This is a genomic window from Micromonospora sp. NBS 11-29 (genome assembly GCF_002140155.1).
Classification (GTDB): Bacteria; Actinomycetota; Actinomycetes; order Mycobacteriales; family Micromonosporaceae; genus Micromonospora.
This window is the reverse complement of record NZ_NAPR01000031.1, coordinates 19,729-36,634: the sequence shown is the minus strand read 5'-3', so window position 1 is coordinate 36,634 and position 16,906 is coordinate 19,729. Positions and strand designations below refer to the sequence as shown.

Sequence of the window (16,906 nt, the reverse complement as noted above, 5' to 3'; positions counted from 1 at the left end):
GGCAGCGGCACGCCCGGCAGCCGGATCACCACCCGCTCCGGTGCGTCATGCGCGCCGCGACCTGCTCCGCGGTGGGCCGGGCCAGTTCGCCCGCGAGCCGGCCGTCGGCCAGGAACACCACCGAATCGGCGTACGCGGCGGCGACCGGGTCGTGGGTGACCATCAGCACCGTGCGGCCCATGGTGTCCACGATCTCGCGCAGCAGCTCCAGCACCTGCCGGCCGGAGTGGGTGTCCAGCGCACCGGTCGGCTCGTCCGCGACCACCACGTCCGGGCGGGTGACCAACGCGCGGGCGATCGCCGCCCGCTGCTGCTGCCCGCCGGACAGTTCACCGGGCAACCGCTTCGCGTGCGCGTCGAGACCGACCGCGGTGAGCACCTCGCGCAGGAACGCCCGGTCGGCGCGGCGGCCGGCGAGCCGCAGCGGCAGCGTGACGTTGCCCTCGACGCTCAGCGCGCCCAGCAGGTTGTACGCCTGGAAGACGAAGCCGATCCGCTCCCGCCGTACCTCGGTGAGCGCGTTCTCGCTCAGGCGGGCGAGGTCGACGTCGCCCAGGCGGACCGCGCCCGAGGTCGGCCGGTCCAGCCCGGCCGCGCAGTTGAGCAGCGTGCTCTTGCCGGAACCGGACGGGCCCATCACCGCGGTGAACGTGCCACGCGGGAACCCGACGGTCACCGCGTCGAGCGCCCGCACGGTGGTCCTGCCCGACCGGTACTGCTTGGACACCGACTCCAGGCGCACCGCGTACGGTGCGGGATCTCTCGATGGGCTCACGTCGTCCGACGGTAGGACCGGCGACGGCCCGCACCGATACCCCGGACCACCGGAAGAAAGGTACGGCCGGCTGTAGTGACGCCGGTGGCGGCACCGGGCAGACTCGGCACCGTGTCGGAATCGCGAGCTTCCCCGCGCCGGCGGTGGGTGCGGACCTGGCGCACCGGCGTCTACCTGCTGGGCTCGCTGCTCTCCGGTGTCGCCACGGTGACCGCCCTGCCGCTGCTGGGCGTTCCTCGGCTCGCCCGGCTCTGGGCCGGCTGGCACCGCGACCGCGCGGAGAAGCTGCTCGGCACGCCGCCGCCGGCCGGATCCGCGACCGGACGCCCCGGGGGCCGTACCTCCCGCGCCCTGCTGTGGCTGCCGGTGCACGCCCTGACCGGGCTGACGCTGGGTCTGGCGGCGCTGCTGTGCGTGGGCAACATCGTGGTCGCCGTGATCGCGACGCCACTGTGGTGGGCGTTCGACCCCCGGAGCCGCCCACGGCTCGTCGTCGATGTCCCGGTACCCGACTGGACGACGGCGTTGACCCTCGGTCCGGCGCAGATTTTGGTGCTCGGCGCCGTGGCGTACCTCGCCTTTCCACCGATGGCCCGGGCCCACGCGCGGATCTGCCTCGCGGTGGTCTCGCCGCTGCCCACGGACGAGCAACTCGCCGCGCGGGTCGCCGTGCTGACCCGCACCCGCGCGGACGTGCTCGACGCGCACGGCGCGGAGCTGCGCCGGATCGAACGCGACCTGCACGACGGCACCCAGGCCCGGCTCGTGGCCATCGCGATGCGGCTGGCCGTGGCCCGGCAGGCGTTCGCCGACCGGACGCGGGACGACCAGCTCGTGGAGGACCTCCTCCGGGACGCGCACGAGGGAACCGAGGAAGCGATGACCGAGCTGCGTGAGGTGATTCGGACGGTCTATCCGCCGATCCTCGCCGACCGGGGTCTCGACGGTGCCCTGACCGCGGTGACCAGCCGGTGCGGCGTGCCGACCCGGTTGGACATCGGCGACCTCGGGCGGGTCCCGGCGGCCGCGGAGGCCACCGTCTACTTCGCCGTCGCCGAGGCGCTGACCAACGTCGCCAAGCACAGTCAGGCAACCTCGGCGAGCGTACGGGTCGGCCGAGCGGCCGGTCGACTGTCGGTGGTGATCACGGACGACGGCACCGGCGGCGCCGACGAGCGGCGGGGCACCGGCCTCGCCGGGATCCGTCGTCGGGTGCTCGCCCTCGACGGCGTCGTCGACGTCGACAGTCCGGCCGGCGGCCCGACGGCGGTCACGGTGGAGCTGCCGTGCGGGTGGTGATCGCGGAGGACAACGTCCTGCTCTCCACCGGGCTTGAGCTGCTTCTTGGTCGGGCGGGCTTCCGGGTCGCCGCCGTCGCCGACGACGCGGCCGGTTTCCTCACGGCCGTGCGGGAACACCGACCCGATGTCACGATCGTCGACGTCCGGCTGCCGCCGTCCTTCCGCGACGAGGGGATCCGCGCCGCCCTGCGGGCCCGCCGGGAGCATCCCGGCCTCCCGGTGCTGGTGCTGTCCCAGTACGTCGAACAGCAGTACGCCGCCGAGCTGCTGGCCACCTCCGGCGGCGGCGTCGGTTACCTCCTCAAGGACCGGGTCAGCCGGGTGGACCAGTTCGTCGACGCCCTGCGTCGCGTCGCCGACGGCGGCACCGCGATGGACCCGGAGGTCATCGCGCAGCTCGTGCACCGTGCCGGCGACCCGATCGCCGCGCTCACGCCGCGCGAACGCGAGGTGCTCGGCCTGATGGCGCAGGGGCACGACAACAACGCCATCGGCCGGCAGCTCGTGATCACCGACAACGCGGTCCACAAGCACATCGGCAACATCTTCGCCAAGCTGGGGCTCGCGGTGAGCGACAGCGGCCACCGTCGTGTCCTCGCGGTCCTCGCCTACCTCAACGCCCCGCGATCCACGGGCGGCCACTGATCCGGCGGATCGGTCAGGAGCCGGTGGGGGTGAGCGCGCGGAGCCGGTCGCCGAGTTCGGAGCGGAAGAAGTCGAGGAAGCCGTCGGGGTCCGGCCCGGCGTTCTGCGTGACGAGGTGGTCGAAGCCCGCGTCGACGAACTGCTGCGCGACCGCCAGGTGCCGTTCGACGTCGGGCCCGCAGGCGAAGAGCTGCTTGACGTCGTCCTCGGTGACCGTGCTCGTCGCGGCCTCGAAGTTCACCGGGTTGGGCAGCTCGCTGAGCACCTTCCAGCCGGTCAGCAGGAACCGGCTCTTCTCCACGACCGCCCGGGCCGCGGTCTGCTCGTCCGGGGCCCAGGCGAGGGGGATCTCCGCGTACCGGGGCCCGGAGCCGGTGAAGCCGGAAACGAGTTCGGCCTTCGGTTCGGTGGCGAAGATCCCGTCGCCGAGGTCGTTGGCGATCCGCAGGGACTTCTGCCCGCTCACCGCGACGCAGATCGGGGGCAGTTGGTCGGGCAGGTCGAACACCCTCGCGTCGTCCACGCGCAGGTGCCGGCCCTCGTAGGAGCGGTACCCGCCCTGCCAGAGCAGACGGATGATCTCCAGGGCCTCCCGGAACCACTCATGCCGGCGGCCCACCGAGGGGAAGTCGCCCACGACGTGCTCGTTGAGTCGCTCGCCGGCGCCGACCCCCAGCGTGAAGCGGTTGTCGGAGATGATCTGGAGGGTGGCGGCCGCCTGGGCGATGATCGCCGGGTGGTAGCGGAACGACGGACAGGTCACGCCGGTCACCAGGCCGACCCGCTCGGTGCGCGCCGCGATGTGCCCGTACAGCACCCAGGTGTTGGGGCTGTGCCCCTGGACGTCGAGCCAGGGATGGTAGTGGTCGCTCATCTCGACGAAGTCGAACCCGGCCTGCTCGGCGGCGACGGCCTGCCGGATGAGCTCCTGCGGAGCGAACGCCTCGGTCGAAAGCTTGTAGCCGATTTTCATTTTCTGCCCGATCTGTGGCCCTTTGCAGGAAAGCTACCAATTCACCTCCCGCGGTGCCTCCGGTCCCGGGAATTGGTCGGGCGGATGTCGGTGGCCGGTGCGTTATCCTTGCCCCGACTTGTCGAGGGGGAGCGGATCGTGGCAGGTGACGACGACATCTCCGGGTGAGGGCCCCGGAGCGGCGACCGACTGAGCGGGCCTCCCGCCGTCGCGTCGTCCACGTCGTCGTGTCCTGTTCCCGCCGGCCGCGCGTGCGCGCCGGTTCGTCTCTCCGTCGAGGTCGTCATGTCCGACAACTGTGTCGTCAGTTCCGCCCTCTCGTTCTCCTGGCCGGATGACACCCCGGTCTTCGAGGATCTGTCCTTCTCCGTTCCCGCCGGCCGCACCGGCCTGGTCGCACCCAACGGGGCCGGCAAGACCACCCTGTTGAAGCTGATCGCGGGGGAGCTTCGGCCCACCGGTGGCAGCGTCACCGTGCAGGGCGTGCTGGGCTACCTGCCGCAGCACCTGCCCTTCGCCGGAGGGCAGACGGTCGCCCAGGTGCTCGGCGTCGACCGGGTGATCGCCGCGCTGCACGCGATCGAGGCGGGCGACGCCGCCGAGGAGCACTTCACCACCGTCGGCGACGACTGGGACGTGACGGAGCGCAGCCGCGCCGAACTCGACCGCCTGGGGCTGACCGACGTGGCGCTGGACCGGCGGCTCGACACGCTCAGCGGCGGCCAGGTGATCTCCCTCGGCCTGGCCGCCCAGTTGCTCAGGCGCCCCGACGTGCTGTTGCTGGACGAGCCGACGAACAACCTCGACCGGGAGGCGCGGGCCCGGCTGCTCGCCGTGCTGCGGTCCTGGCACGGGTGCCTGCTCGTGGTCAGCCACGATCGACAGTTGCTGGACGAGATGGAGCGCATCGCCGCGCTGGAGCGCGGCGAGATCCGCTGGTTCGGCGGCAACCACAGCGAGTACGAGCGAGCGGTGCTGGCCGAGCGGGAGGTCGCCGAGCGGCAGGTGCGCCAGGCCGAGCAGGACGTGAAGCGGCAGAAGCGGGAGCTTCAGCAGGCCCGCGAACGCGCCGCCCGACGCGCGTCCACCGCCTCCCGGAACCTGGCCGACGCGGGGCTGGCCCGGATCGTCGCCGGCCAACTCCGACGCGACGCGCAGGTGTCGGCCGCCAAGGCCACCGACGTGCACACGTCACGGGTCCGCGACGCCCAGGCCCGACTGGACCAGGCCGGCGAGGCAGCCCGCCGCGACGACCACATCGCCCTGGATCTGCCGGACACGTCGGTGCCGGCCGGCCGCACCGTCTTCCACGGCGAGGGCATGCAGGCCGGGTACGACGGCCGGCCGGTCTTCGGCGGCACCGGCGTCGACCTGAGCATCCGTGGCCCCGAACGGATCGCCCTGCTCGGGCCCAACGGTGTGGGCAAGTCCACGTTGCTGCGACTGATCGGCGGCCAGCAGGAGCCGGTCGCCGGCACCGCCGTGCGGGCGCGGGGGCGGGTGGCGTACCTGTCGCAACGTCTCGACCTGCTCGACCCGGACCGTACGGTCGCCGAGAACCTCGCCGCGTTCGCGCCGTCGCGGATGGCGTCGGACCGGATGAACCTGCTGGCCCGCTTCCTGTTCCGGGGCGACCGCGTGCACCTGCCGGTCGGTGTGCTCTCCGGCGGTGAGCTGCTGCGCGCCACGCTGGCCTGTGTCCTGTACGCGGAGCCGGCACCCCAACTGCTGCTGCTCGACGAACCCACCAACAACCTGGACCTCACCAGCGTCACCCAGCTCGAGCAGGCGCTGCGCGCCTATCAGGGCGCGTTCGTCGTGGTCAGCCACGACGACCGGTTCCTGACCGAGATCACCGTGCACCGCTGGCTCCGGCTGGCCGACGGCCGGCTCACCGAGACCCGACCGCCGGGGTGAAGCCGGCGGTGGACCTCAGGCCGGGCGGGCGGCGGCCGAGACGACGAGCACCGGGCCGATCCGTCGGCCGCCCCGGGGCCCGCGGGTCAGCCGCTGCGCGGCCCGGGCCGGGTCCTCGTCGCCGGCCACCTGATCGAGCACGCGTACCCATCGGTCGGCGTGCGCGTCGGTGAAGCCGGTGCCGACGACGGCGACGCGGTCGGACTCCACCCGCGTGGCTACCGTCCGGCCGGCCGGGGCGGTCGATCCGATCGCCGGGCCGCCCGGGACCCCGGCGAGTGCCGCACGGCGCGCGGACGTGGTGACGAGATCCGGCGAGCCGCAGCGCGCCGCCTCCACCACCCCGGCCCGGTCCACCTGCACGATCGTGGCGCGCAGGTGGCCCGCCGGCGCGAGTTCGCGTACCACCCGGTCGAGCGCGTCGACGAGGTCCGGCAGCGACCGCCGCGACCGGCCGGCGTGGCGGCGGAACGCCTGCTCGATCGCCCGCCGCGCGGCGGGCGTGGCCAGCGTGGCGCCCGCGACGGTGCCGACCAGGACGCGGAGGCCGCCGCCGCGCAGGGGCACGGCGGCGCCCACCTCGTCCGGCGTGCCGCAGACCGCCAGCGCGGCGTGCCCGGGCCCGGCCGGCACGGTGAACACCGCGACGTCCGGGGGCGCGTCGGCGCGGACGACCGCGGCGGACCGAGGCCGGCGCCGCACCCAGGCCAGGACGGGTGCCGCGGCCAGGCTGACGGCGGAGGCGATCAACGCCGACGGGTCGGTGCGATGGCCGGGGACCAGCGGAACGATCACCGACGCCACCACCAGCACGCCCGCCCAGGCCGACACCAGCGCCGCCACCCGGGGCCGGGCCGACACGCCGAGCAGGCCGGGCAGCAGCACCCAGCCGAGCGGGGTGCTGATCTCCGCGGCACCCATCAGCACCGCGTTCCCGGTGGTGCCCGCCAGGGCCGCTCGCATCGACAGCAGGGCACCCCCACGCATCACGCCATCCCCTCGCCGTCCGGGTCGGCCCTCGCGCGTCCGCCGAGCCACGCCGTTGCTGTCCAGGTCACCCAGGCTATCCGGTACGTCCCGGACCCCGCCCCCGGGCGACTGGCGCTCCGGCGCCCGGCCCGTTTCCGTACCCCGGCCCGCCCGCGCCGAGGCCCGGACCCACGGTGATTCTGCCGACATGCCGTTCCCAGCTCGGCAGGTTAGGGTTGACTAACCGGCCGACGATCTTGAGGAGGGTGTGTGCTGGTTCTGGTGGCGGTCCATGCGCTCGCAGCCGTGACCGCCCCCGCGCTGGTACGCCTCTGGGGTCGGCGGGCGCTCTACCTGTTGGCGGCCGTGCCCGCCGCGGCCGGGGTCTGGGCCCTGACCCGCACCGGTCAGGTCCGCTCGGGCACGCCGGTCGTCGAGACGGTCACCTGGGTGCCGCAGCTCGGCCTGGACCTCGCCCTGCGGATGGGCACCCTGTCCTGGCTGATGGTGCTGCTCGTCGGCGGGGTCGGCGCGCTCGTGCTCACCTACAGCGCCCGGTACTTCCACTCCGACGATCCCGGCCTCGGGCGGTTCGCCGCCGTCTTCGTCGCCTTCGCCGGCGCGATGCTGGGCCTGGTCGTCTCCGACGACCTGCTGCTGCTGTACGTGTTCTGGGAACTGACCACGGTCTTCTCGTACCTGCTGATCGGCAGCGACCCGACCCGCCGGGCCAGCCGGCACGCCGCGATGCAGGCGTTGCTGGTGACCACGCTGGGCGGCCTGGCGATGCTCGCCGGTTTCGTGATGCTCGGCCAGCACGCCGGCTCGTACCGGTGGTCGGAGATCGCCGGCGACCTGCCGGACGGCGGCTACCTCACCGTCGCCCTCGTGCTCGTCCTCCTCGGGNCCTACCTGCACGCGGCCGCCATGGTGAAGGCCGGCGTGTTCCTGGTCGCGCTGATGGGGCCCGCGGTCGGCCAGGCCACCGCGTGGCGGGTGATCCTGCTGGCCGGTGGGCTGGTCACGATGTTCCTCGGCGGCTGGGCGGCGCTGCGGCAGGTCGACCTGAAGCTGTTGCTGGCCTACGGCACGGTCAGCCAGCTCGGTCTGCTGATGGTGATCCTCGGCGCCGGCACCCGGGACACCGCGCTGGCCGGCGCCGCGATGGTGCTGGCACACGCCCTGTTCAAGGCCACCCTGTTCCTGGTCGTCGGCGTCGTCGACCACGTCGCCGGCACCCGGGACCTGCGGGAGCTCGGCGGGCTGGGCCGGCGGGCGCCGGCGCTGGCGGTGGTCGCCGGCCTCGCGGCGGCCTCCATGGCCGGCCTGCCGCCGCTGGTCGGCTTCGTCGCCAAGGAGGCGGCGCTGGAGGCGTTCCTGCACGGCGGCCCCGCCGAGCTGGTGGTGCTCGCCGGGCTGGTGGTCGGCTCGGCGCTGACCGTCGCCTACACGGTCCGCTTCCTGTGGGGCGCCTTCGCGTCGAAGCCCGGCGTGCCCGACACCCGACCCGAACCGCTCGACCGGGCGTTCGTCGCCCCGGCGGCGGTGCTCGCCGTCGCCGGCCTCGCGGTCGGCGTCCTCGCCCCGGCCCTGGACCGCGTGCTCGCCCCGTACGCCGATCAGTTCCCGACCAGCGACCCGGGCTACCACCTCGCGCTCTGGCACGGGCTGACCCCGGCGCTCGGCCTGTCGGCGCTGGCCGTCGCCGGTGGCGTCGCGCTGTTCCTGCTGCTGCACCGACGCCGGCCGCGCCTGCTGCGGCTGCCCTTCGACGGCGCCACCGGCTACGACCGGCTCGTCGGCGCGGTCGACCGGGCGGCGGTGGAACTCACCGGCGCCACCCAGCGCGGGTCCCTGCCGCTCTATCTCGGCGTCATCCTGCTGGTGCTGGTCGTCCTGCCCGGCGGCGCGCTGCTGGTCNNNGCAGGCCGCCGCCGGCGCCGCGATCGTGGTCGCGGCGCTGATGGCCGCGCGGGCCCGGCGTCGGCTGACCGCGATGATCCTGGTCGGGGTGACCGGCTACGGCACGGCGCTGCTGTTCATCCTGCACGGCGCACCCGACCTGGCGCTGACCCAGTTCCTGGTGGAGACCGTCACGATCGTGATGTTCGTGCTGGTGCTGCGTCGGCTGCCGAGGAAGTTCTCGGCCCGCCCGACCCGGTCCAGCCGGCGGCTGCGGGTGGCGCTCGGCGTGGCCGTCGGCGTGGTCACCGCCGGCATGGCGTACGTCGCGGCGGGCAGCCGGGTGGCCACACCCGTCTCGGTCGGCTTTCCCGACGAGGCCGTGTCCTACGGCGGCGGCAAGAACATCGTCAACGTGACGCTCGTCGACATCCGGGCCTGGGACACGATGGGTGAGATCGCCGTGCTGGTGGTGGCCGCCACCGGCGTGGCCAGCCTGATCTTCCGCCGCTCCCGCGCCCTGGACATGCGCAGCGGCATTCCCGGCGAGGGCCGGCAGGACTCCGTCCGGCCGCGCTGGCTCACCACCGGCGCCACCGCCCGCCAGCAGTCGGTGATCCTCCAGGTCGTCACCCGCCTGCTGTTCCACGCCATCCTGCTCTTCTCGATCTACCTGCTCTTCTCCGGCCACAACGCGCCCGGTGGCGGGTTCGCCGCCGGGCTGGTCGCCGGCCTCGGGCTGGCGGTGCGGTACCTGGCCGGTGGGCGTACCGAACTCAACGGGGCGGCGCCGGTGGACGCCGGCCGGGTGCTCGGCGCCGGGCTCTTCGTCGCGGTCGGCACCGGCGTCGCCGCGATGCTGCTGGGCGGCGACTTCCTGCAGAGCGCCCTGCTCGACTTCCACCTGCCGGTGCTGGGGCACGTCCACTTCGTCACGTCGGTCTTCTTCGACGTCGGTGTCTACCTCATCGTGGTCGGCCTGGTGCTGGACATCCTGCGCAGCCTGGGCGCGGAGATGGACCGTCAGCAGGAGGCCGACCAGCACGACGACACCCCCGCCGACGTACGGGAAGAGGAGTTGGTGTGAGCCCCAACCTGGTCTACGTCCTGGTGGTCGGCGTCCTCTTCGCCACCGGTGTCACCCTGCTGCTGGAACGCAGCCTCACCCGGGTGCTGCTGGGGGTCATCCNGGGCGGGCCGGCGGCCCGCCGATCGTCGGCACCACCGCCGAGGAGGAGATGTCCGACCCGCTGCCGCAGGCGATGGTGCTGACCGCCATCGTGATCACGCTCGGCATGACCGCGTTCCTGCTGGCGCTGGCCTACCGTAGCTGGCACCTCAACGGGCACGACGAGGTGCAGGACGACGTCGAGGACCGCCGCATCGTGGCGCTGGCCGACCGGGACGAGGGGCCCGGCACCGCCGACGCCGAGGCCGTCGACCCCGCGCCGGGCTCCGGTCAAGACGACCGTCGTACCCCCGCCGCCACCGGCTCCGGGAGCGGCCGATGAGCTGGCTCGTCCCGCTGCCGGTGGTGATGCCGCTGCTCGGCGCCGCCCTCACCCTGCTGCTCGCCGGCCGGGCCCGCGCCCAGCGGTGGGTCAGCATCACCGTCCTCGCCGCCACCGTCGTGGTGGCGGGGCTGCTCCTGGCCCGCTCGTCGCTCGACGGCCCGCTGGTGGTCGAGGTGGGCGGCTGGGCCGCGCCGCTGGGCATCGTGCTCGTCGCCGACCAGCTCGCCGCGCTGATGCTCGTGGTCTCCGCCGCGGTCACGCTCTGCGTGCTGGTCTACTCGATCGGGCAGGGCCTGGCCGACGGTAACGAGGAGACGCCGCTGTCGGTCTACCACCCGACCTACCTGGTGCTGACCGCCGGCGTGTGCAACGCGTTCCTCTCCGGCGACCTGTTCAACCTCTACGTCGGTTTCGAGATCCTGCTGGTGGCGAGCTACGTGCTGCTGACGCTGGGCAGCACCGAGAACCGGATCCGGGCCGGCACCACGTACGTCGTGGTCAGCCTGCTCTCGTCGCTGATCTTCCTGGTGGCGATCGGCCTGGTGTACGCCGCCACCGGCACTCTGAACCTGGCCCAGCTCGTCGACCGGCTGGACGCGTTGCCGGACNTCACCGCCGTCTTCGCCGGCCTGCTCACCAAGGTCGGCGTGTACGCGATCATCCGGACCGAGACGCTGCTGTTCCCCGGTGGCCGCACCGCCGACCTGCTGCTGGTGGTCGCCGCGCTGACCATGGTGGTCGGCATCCTCGGCGCGGTGGCCCAGTCCGACATCAAACGGCTGCTGTCGTTCACGCTGATCAGCCACATCGGCTACATGCTGTTCGGCGTCGGCCTGACCACCCCGCTCGGCCTGTCCGCCGCGATCTTCTACGTGGTGCACCACATCACCATCCAGACCACGCTGTTCCTCGCCGCCGGTCTGGTCGAGCGGCGCGGCGGCAGCACCGCGCTGGACCGGCTCGGCGGGCTGGCCCGCCTGTCGCCGCTGCTGGCGGTGCTGTTCTTCGTGCCGGCGCTCAACCTGGCCGGCATCCCGCCGTTCTCCGGTTTCCTCGGCAAGCTCGGACTCGTCCAGGCCGGTGTGGCCGACGGCGGGGTGCTGGCCTGGGCGCTGGTCGCCGGCGGACTGCTCACCAGCCTGCTCACCCTCTACGCCATCGCCCGGGTGTGGAATCTCGCGTTCTGGCGGGCCCCGGACCCGGACATGCCGGAACCCGGCGACACCACCCCGGCGGCCCGCACCGACGGCGCCGAGCAGCCGCACGACGACCCGGAGCCCGCCGGCGCGGTGCTGCCCCGGTTGATGACCGCGTCCACCGCCGCCCTGGTGGTGCTCGGCCTGGCGTTGACCGTGGTGGCCGGGCCACTGTTCGACATCGGCACCGACGCCGCCGACGACCTGCTGCGCCGGGCCCCGTACGTCGACGCCGTGTTCCCGGACGGTGCCCCGTGACCGGTCCTGCGCGCAAGCCGCTGACCCGGCGCGTCCGGTGGCGCAACCGGGCCGTCGCCGTGGTCGGCCTGGTCACCGTCTGGGTGCTGCTGTGGGGCACCCTCAGCTGGGCGAACCTGATCAGCGGCCTGGTGGTCGCGGCGGTGCTGCTGGTGGTCTTCCCGCTGCCGCCGGTGACGTTCGCCGGGCGGATCCGGCCGCTGCCGCTGGCCCGCTTCCTGGTCCGCTTCCTGTGGGACCTGGTGGTCGCGTCCGCGCAGGTCGCCTGGCTGGCCGTCCGGTTCGGGCACCCCCCGCGCGGGGCGATCATCGCGGTGCGGCTGCGGGTGAACAGCGACCTGAACCTCACCCTCACCGCCGAGGCGCTGTCCCTGGTGCCCGGCAGTCTCATCCTGGAGGCCGACCGGGAAACCGGCACGCTCTACGTGCACGTCATCGGGGTCCGCACGCTCGACGAGGTGGAACGCTTCCGACATGACGTGCTGGCGCTGGAGGGGCGCATCGTCGCCGCCGTCGGCTCGGCCGAGGAACTGGACCGGCTCCGCCATCCCGAACCCACCGGCCCACCCGAGCCGGTCGACCTGGAAGGGGCACCGACGTGACCGTCGTCGCCGTGACCGTCACCGCGCTGCTCGTCGTGGCCGGTGGACTCACCCTCGTCCGCATCATCCGCGGGCCGTCGATCCTTGACCGGGCCGTCGCCACCGACGTCCTGCTCGCCGTCCTGGTCGCGGCCATCGCCGCCGAGGCGGCCTACAGCCGGGACGCCACCGCGCTGCCGGTGCTGGTGGTGCTCGCCGTCGTCGGATTCGTCAGCTCGGTCAGCGTCGCCCGGTTCGCGGCTCGGAGAGACCCGAAGTGACCCTCGACGCCCTGCTCGACACCGTCGCCGGCGTCTGCCTGGTCGCGGGCGCCCTGCTCAGCCTCGCCGCTGGCATCGCCCTGGTCCGCTTCCCGGACGTGCTGTCCCGGATGCACGCGGCCGCCAAGCCCCAGGTGCTCGGGCTGCTGCTCGTCCTGCTCGGGTGCGCGTTGCGGCTGCGTACCGGGGTGGACGTCACCACGCTGGTGCTGGTGGGCATGTTCCAGCTCGCCACCGCCCCGGTCGCGGCGCACATGGTCGGGCGGGCCGCGTACCCGCACCACGACATCCGGCGGGACCTGCTGCTCACCGACGAACTCGCCGACCACCTCGACCAGGTCCGGACGCGGCGCGCGCAGGAAACCGGGACGCGTGGGCCGGGCGGAGTGCACGAACGGGCGCGGGCTCGCTAACCTGTCGTGGTATTGCCGTGGACGCGGCGCGTTGGTTCGGGCGTTGGGGTGGTTGGCGTGGAAAGAGGAACGATCGTTCGGTTCGACGACGTTCGTGGTTACGGGTTCATCGCGCCCGTGCGCGGCGGCGACGACGTCTTCGTGCACGCGAACGACTTCGGCGACCAGCGGCACTCGGTCGCCGTCGGCATGAAGGTCAGCTACGAGGTCGTGCACTCCGATCGTGGCCTGAAGGTGGCGAGCGTGCAGCTCGACCCGCCGTCGGTGCCGCCGGTCGCCGCGCACGCCGGGCCGGTCCGCGGCGAGTCGTCCGAGGACGACGACGAGTTCGACGTCCTGACGGTCGGCCAGTTCGAGGCGTCGGTCACCGAGCTGCTGCTGGCGAACGTGTCCAGCATGACCGGCGCGCAGATCGTCTCGGCCCGGCGGGCGCTGGTCGCGATGGCGCTCCAGTACGGCTGGGTGGAGGACTAGCGGCTGCGTTCCACGACGTAGTCGGCGAGGCCGAGCAGGAAACGGCCGTCGTCGGTGTCGGCCGCCGCGCCCAACGCCCGCTGCCCTTCGCGGCGGGCGGCGTCGGCGAGTTCCCGGGCGCTGCGGCGGGCCGACTCCACGCAGTCGTAGGCGAGCAACCGTCCGTGCAACCAGCGCACCTCGCTCGCGCGGCGCTGCGCCCGGGTCTGGCCGAGGAACGCGACGAGCCGTTCGCGTTCCTCCGGGGTGCACCGCCGCATGAAGTCGATGAGGATGAGCGTCCGCTTGCCCTCCCAGAGGTCGCCGGCGATCTCCTTGCCGTACCGGGCATAGTCGCCGATCAGGTTGAGCGCGTCGTCCTGGATCTGGAACGCCGCGCCCAGATACCAGCCGTAGCGGTCCAGCACGTCGAGCGCGTTCTCCCGGCCGGTGGCGACCAGGATCCCGGTGCGGCAGGGATAGATGCACGTGTACCACGAGGTCTTCTTCAGGCACATCCGGTAGTAGTCGTCGGCGTCCAGGTCGCACACGTTGTCGCGGATCCAGCCGATCTCGATGGCCTGCCCTTCCAGCGAGTGGCGCATCATCAGCTCGGTCTCGGAGAACAGCCGCCACGCGATCCCGGAGCCCAGCGCCGCCCGGCTGGCGGCGAGACGCCGCAGGGCCAGCAGGTTCGTCATGTTGCCGACGTTGAGCGCCACGCCGACGCCGTACTCGGCGTGCAGGGTCGCCGCGCCGCGCCGCTGCTCGCTGGCGTCCTGGATGTCGTCGTGGATGAGGAACGCGTTGTGGAACAGCTCCACGGTCACCGCGGCGTTCAACCCCACCGATTCCGCGCCGCCGAACGCCCGGCAGGTGGCCAGGCACAGCGCGGCACGCAGCCCCTTACCCCACCGGCGCGGGTATTCCGCCACCAGGTCGTAGAGGTATCGCGGCCCGTCCGCGGGCACGTCGTCGAGCAGCGCGTCGAGCGCGAGCGCGCGATAGCGCTCCAGCATGCGTTCCACATGCCCGCCGGCCACCCCGGTGGTCGGCGTCATCGCGAGCCTACCGGTCGGTCCGGGCNGCGCGGTGACGCCAGCCGGTCCGCGAGCCCGTTGGCCACGTCGGGCGCCAACCGCGCGAGATTGAGTACGGTGTCCAGCGCGTCGTGGGCGTCGGAGGTGTAGCGGCGAATGACCTCGACGCGCTGGTCGTCCGCCATGTTGAGCTGCCCGACCACGGTGTCGATCAGGGCGTGCCCGTCGGTTCGCACGCGCGCGACGAGTTCGTCGAACGCCTCCGGGTCGACCCGGCGACTCTCGCTCAGCTTCTCCTCCAGCCGCCGCGCGCCGGCCAGCCCCGCGGCGAGCTCCTCCTCCAGCACCGTGGCCGCATGGGTCACCGTCTCGGAGGTCTCCTCGGCCACCTTCTCGAAGCGCTCGTTCGTGCGCTCACGCTCACCGTTCGCCATGGATCGAGTCTGTCACCGGAACGTGGGCCGCACGCCAGGAACGTGTCGAGATGGTGACTGTCCGCACGACGACTCGGTGGCGCCGTCGCAGCAGGCTCGCGGCTGGGACGTCCACAAGGCCGGGTCACCGACCGGGCTCCGCGCCCGGCCCCGGCCGGGTGTCCCGGACACGCGCGAGTTCCTCTGCCACCTGCCGTGCCCGGGTCTGACGGCCGGCCCGGTTCAACGCGACCAGCAGCTTCTCCGCGGCCTCGGGATAGCGGGCGTGGCCTGGGCTCGTCTCCGGTCGCCGGGCGGCGAGAGCCTGCTCGAACAGGTCGACGGCGGCGTCCATGTCGCCCGTCTCGGCGGTGGCGGCGGCCAGGTTCTCCAGCGTCGCCAACGTGGCCGGAGCGTCCGGGCCGTGGACGCGGCTGCGCGCCTCGTAGGTGTCGCACAGGATCCGCCGGGCCACCCGGTACTCGTCGAGCTGCGCCAACACGGTACCGAGGTTGTGGGCGGCTTCGAGCGTGAGCGGATCCTCGGGACCGAGAATCTCGTCGCGGGCGGCCCGGACGCGCTCGTAGAGACGGCGCGCGGCGGTCAGGCCGCCGGTGTGCCCGTCAAGGGTGCTCGCGACCTCGGCCATCACCTCGAGGGTGACGAGATGGGCCGGGTCGGGGATCTCCTCGGACGGCACGTCAAGGACCCGCTTCCAGGCGAGCACCAGATCGTCGTGGTCCGTCCCCGAGACATCGCAGGCGGTGGCGAACCGCTCGACGAAGCTCCGGGTGATCTTCTCGTCGCCGTTGAGCACCCGGCTGATGGTCGTCTTGGACAGTCCCTGCTGACCCGGGGCATGGCGGTTGTCCTCGGCTATCGCCCGGATCGACTTTCCGGACTCCTGCTGAATCCGTTGCAGCAGTCGACGTAGCTCGGCCCGGGTGGTCACCGCCTTCGCCTGCGCAGCGATCATCGAGTCGGTGGTCACGAGCCCCCCAGGGTGTCCCGCCCTGTCCCGAGGCGGCGTGCCGATGACAGTAGACGCTCGGTTCCCGTCCCGGGACGGGTGGAAAGTGTCCCGATCATGACTCGGGACGGCCCCCGCTGTCCCGGTCCGGTCGCCGCCTGACCCGTTCCGAACCGGGCTCGTCCGGCCCGTTGGTGGTCGTCCGGGACGCCCGCAGTGTTGGTCATATCCCGATCCACCTGGGGAAACGACTTCACAGAAGGGTGCCGAGGCCGTGCTTGTCATCGTCGCGTACCACCTCGCGGAGATCTACCCGGCGCAGATTCTGATCTGGCTGCCGGCGATCACCGTCATCCTCAAGTTCCTGGCGGCGCTCACCGGCTTCACGGTGGCGGTCGCGCCGCCCGCGATCCGGGCGTACCGACGGGTGCGCCGCGTGATCCGTCGTCGCCGGGCCGAGCGGGCTCGGTAGAGCTGACCGGTCGACGCGAACACAACGCCCGGACCCCATGGGGTCCGGGCGTTGTCCGTCTGTCACCGGCCGAACGGATCCGCGCCCGTCGACGGTTGCGGCATCCCGGTCAGGAACCTGCGCCAGGCGTCCCCGCTGATCCGTAGTTCCGGCCCGTCCGGGTCCTTGCTGTCCCGCACGCACACCAGCGGGCTGGTCATGGAGACCTCGACACAGTTCCCCTGGCAGCTCCGGGAACTCTTGTGCCACGGTGCCGGCGTAGCCGTATCGCCCAAGGATCCTCCTCTGTCGACGCCGGATGCCTCTCGCGGTGAGACCGCAAAACGGTGGCATGTCCGCTGCNCCCGTCGTTGGACGGGCTAGCCTGTCCGGTAGGGACCGCATCCTCGTCGGAGCAGGACGGTCCCAGGAGGCCACAAGTTTGGTATGTCCGGCTGGTGTCGTTCCGCGGGAACGACCGTTACGGTGGTCGGGGGGGCAGGCGCGGGAAGAGGGTGCGGTGTTCGGCAGTGGCTCAGGCGGCAGGCAGCCGTCGGTACGTCCGCAGCTGTTCCATCGCCCGTCCAGCCGGACGGGCGGCGAGTCCACCTCATCCGTCGAGGACGGTCCGGCCTACGCCGTATGGTTGGCGCTCTACGCGTGCGCCGCGGGTGTGATCGCGGTGGTTGCCGGCAGGGAAATCGGTTCCGCGCTGTTCGCCGGGAACGGAGTGGCGCGGTGGGCGACGATCCTCGTCGTCATGGCGGTGGTCGGAGGGACGGCCGGTCTTCTGGCCGACCCCATCCTTTCCGCTGTCTCCACCGGCCAACGTCGACGCCGGCACTGAGCTGTCG

Annotated in this window: 17 protein-coding genes and 2 pseudogenes; 13 read left to right on the top strand and 6 right to left on the bottom strand. The window is 72.8% G+C overall.

Annotation, left to right across the window (positions count from 1 at the left end):
• Window positions 1–25: 25 nt before the first annotated feature.
• Window positions 26–775 carry an ABC transporter ATP-binding protein gene (locus B1205_RS27135; protein WP_217809887.1) on the bottom strand — a complete coding sequence of 250 codons (750 nt, stop codon included), beginning with the start codon at window positions 773–775 and terminating at the stop codon, window positions 26–28.
• 111 nt (window positions 776–886) lie between these two features.
• Here B1205_RS27135 and B1205_RS27130 point away from each other — a divergent pair, with 111 nt between their 5' ends.
• Both B1205_RS27130 and B1205_RS27125 read left to right on the top strand, forming a co-directional pair.
• Entirely contained in the window at window positions 887–2,074 is a 1,188-nt protein-coding gene (locus B1205_RS27130; RefSeq protein ID WP_217809886.1) for a sensor histidine kinase, read from the top strand.
• A complete protein-coding gene (locus B1205_RS27125; RefSeq protein WP_089158185.1) occupies window positions 2,062–2,721 on the top strand; it encodes a response regulator in 660 nt (219 codons plus the stop codon). Before B1205_RS27130 ends, B1205_RS27125 begins: the two co-directional genes overlap by 13 nt.
• Before the next feature lie 13 nt (window positions 2,722–2,734).
• Here the strand turns inward: B1205_RS27125 and B1205_RS27120 are convergent, their stop codons facing one another.
• Window positions 2,735–3,694: a TIGR03557 family F420-dependent LLM class oxidoreductase gene (locus tag B1205_RS27120; protein WP_089158184.1), complete on the bottom strand. Its 960-nt coding sequence runs from the start codon at window positions 3,692–3,694 to the stop codon at window positions 2,735–2,737.
• Window positions 3,695–3,979: 285 nt separating this feature from the next.
• On the opposite strand from B1205_RS27120, the gene B1205_RS27115 reads away from it, so the two are divergent.
• On the top strand, window positions 3,980–5,611 hold the full coding sequence (locus B1205_RS27115; RefSeq protein ID WP_089158183.1) for an ABC-F family ATP-binding cassette domain-containing protein: 1,632 nt from the start codon (window positions 3,980–3,982) through the stop codon (window positions 5,609–5,611).
• Window positions 5,612–5,626: 15 nt separating this feature from the next.
• On the opposite strand, the gene B1205_RS27110 is transcribed toward B1205_RS27115, so the two are convergent.
• Complete coding sequence (locus B1205_RS27110) at window positions 5,627–6,574, bottom strand: hypothetical protein (RefSeq protein ID WP_089158245.1); 948 nt, start codon at window positions 6,572–6,574, stop codon at window positions 5,627–5,629.
• Between the two features lie 489 nt (window positions 6,575–7,063).
• Between B1205_RS27110 and B1205_RS32575 the strand changes: the two are divergent.
• The 8 genes and pseudogenes from B1205_RS32575 to B1205_RS27075 all read left to right on the top strand — a co-directional run.
• A pseudogene (locus B1205_RS32575) lies at window positions 7,064–7,945 on the top strand (proton-conducting transporter transmembrane domain-containing protein); the annotation flags it as partial.
• A 598-nt stretch (window positions 7,946–8,543) separates the two neighbouring features.
• Window positions 8,544–9,569, top strand: coding sequence for a hydrogen gas-evolving membrane-bound hydrogenase subunit E (gene mbhE, locus B1205_RS32565; protein WP_369597318.1), 1,026 nt, complete (start codon window positions 8,544–8,546; stop codon window positions 9,567–9,569).
• A pseudogene (locus tag B1205_RS27100) lies at window positions 9,566–9,993 on the top strand (NADH-quinone oxidoreductase subunit K). Before mbhE ends, B1205_RS27100 begins: the two are co-directional and overlap by 4 nt.
• Window positions 9,990–11,450 carry a proton-conducting transporter transmembrane domain-containing protein gene (locus B1205_RS27095; protein WP_089158182.1) on the top strand — a complete coding sequence of 487 codons (1,461 nt, stop codon included), beginning with the start codon at window positions 9,990–9,992 and terminating at the stop codon, window positions 11,448–11,450. The pseudogene B1205_RS27100 and the gene B1205_RS27095 overlap by 4 nt, the downstream one beginning before the upstream one ends.
• Complete coding sequence (locus B1205_RS27090) at window positions 11,447–12,052, top strand: Na+/H+ antiporter subunit E (RefSeq protein ID WP_089158181.1); 606 nt, start codon at window positions 11,447–11,449, stop codon at window positions 12,050–12,052. Before B1205_RS27095 ends, B1205_RS27090 begins: the two co-directional genes overlap by 4 nt.
• Complete coding sequence (locus tag B1205_RS27085) at window positions 12,049–12,312, top strand: monovalent cation/H+ antiporter complex subunit F (protein WP_089158180.1); 264 nt, start codon at window positions 12,049–12,051, stop codon at window positions 12,310–12,312. Before B1205_RS27090 ends, B1205_RS27085 begins: the two co-directional genes overlap by 4 nt.
• Window positions 12,309–12,725 carry a monovalent cation/H(+) antiporter subunit G gene (mnhG, locus tag B1205_RS27080; RefSeq protein ID WP_089158179.1) on the top strand — a complete coding sequence of 139 codons (417 nt, stop codon included), beginning with the start codon at window positions 12,309–12,311 and terminating at the stop codon, window positions 12,723–12,725. The genes B1205_RS27085 and mnhG overlap by 4 nt, the downstream gene beginning before the upstream one ends.
• A 57-nt stretch (window positions 12,726–12,782) precedes the next feature.
• A complete protein-coding gene (locus B1205_RS27075; protein ID WP_089158178.1) occupies window positions 12,783–13,199 on the top strand; it encodes a cold-shock protein in 417 nt (138 codons plus the stop codon).
• On the opposite strand, the gene B1205_RS27070 is transcribed toward B1205_RS27075, so the two are convergent.
• Both B1205_RS27070 and B1205_RS27060 read right to left on the bottom strand, forming a co-directional pair.
• Window positions 13,196–14,239 carry a polyprenyl synthetase family protein gene (locus tag B1205_RS27070; protein WP_089158177.1) on the bottom strand — a complete coding sequence of 348 codons (1,044 nt, stop codon included), beginning with the start codon at window positions 14,237–14,239 and terminating at the stop codon, window positions 13,196–13,198. The two genes, B1205_RS27075 and B1205_RS27070, sit on opposite strands and share 4 nt — an antisense overlap.
• Before the next feature lie 537 nt (window positions 14,240–14,776).
• Window positions 14,777–15,622 (bottom strand): tetratricopeptide repeat protein, encoded by an 846-nt coding sequence (locus tag B1205_RS27060; RefSeq protein ID WP_176308824.1) that lies wholly within the window; start codon window positions 15,620–15,622, stop codon window positions 14,777–14,779.
• A 253-nt stretch (window positions 15,623–15,875) separates the two neighbouring features.
• Between B1205_RS27060 and B1205_RS29390 the strand changes: the two genes are divergently transcribed.
• Window positions 15,876–16,073 (top strand): hypothetical protein, encoded by a 198-nt coding sequence (locus tag B1205_RS29390; RefSeq protein WP_140158153.1) that lies wholly within the window; start codon window positions 15,876–15,878, stop codon window positions 16,071–16,073.
• A gap of 62 nt (window positions 16,074–16,135) precedes the next feature.
• On the opposite strand, the gene B1205_RS27050 is transcribed toward B1205_RS29390, so the two are convergent.
• Window positions 16,136–16,348, bottom strand: a complete 213-nt coding sequence (locus B1205_RS27050; RefSeq protein WP_089158173.1) for a DUF397 domain-containing protein — start codon at window positions 16,346–16,348, stop codon at window positions 16,136–16,138.
• A gap of 350 nt (window positions 16,349–16,698) precedes the next feature.
• Between B1205_RS27050 and B1205_RS29385 the strand changes: the two genes are divergently transcribed.
• A complete protein-coding gene (locus B1205_RS29385; RefSeq protein WP_140158152.1) occupies window positions 16,699–16,899 on the top strand; it encodes a hypothetical protein in 201 nt (66 codons plus the stop codon).
• The last annotated feature ends 7 nt before the right edge of the window (window positions 16,900–16,906 follow it).

Bases quoted from the DNA above. Each gene is read 5' to 3' on its own strand.
- B1205_RS27120 (WP_089158184.1), bottom strand. From the start codon at position 3,694: ATGAAAATCGGCTACAAGCTTTCGACCGAGGCGTTCGCTCCGCAGGAG.
- B1205_RS27115 (WP_089158183.1), top strand. From the start codon at position 3,980: ATGTCCGACAACTGTGTCGTCAGTTCCGCCCTCTCGTTCTCCTGGCCG.
- B1205_RS27110 (WP_089158245.1), bottom strand. From the start codon at position 6,574: ATGCGAGCGGCCCTGGCGGGCACCACCGGGAACGCGGTGCTGATGGGT.
- mbhE (WP_369597318.1), top strand. From the start codon at position 8,544: ATGGCCGCGCGGGCCCGGCGTCGGCTGACCGCGATGATCCTGGTCGGG.
- B1205_RS27070 (WP_089158177.1), bottom strand. From the start codon at position 14,239: ATGACGCCGACCACCGGGGTGGCCGGCGGGCATGTGGAACGCATGCTG.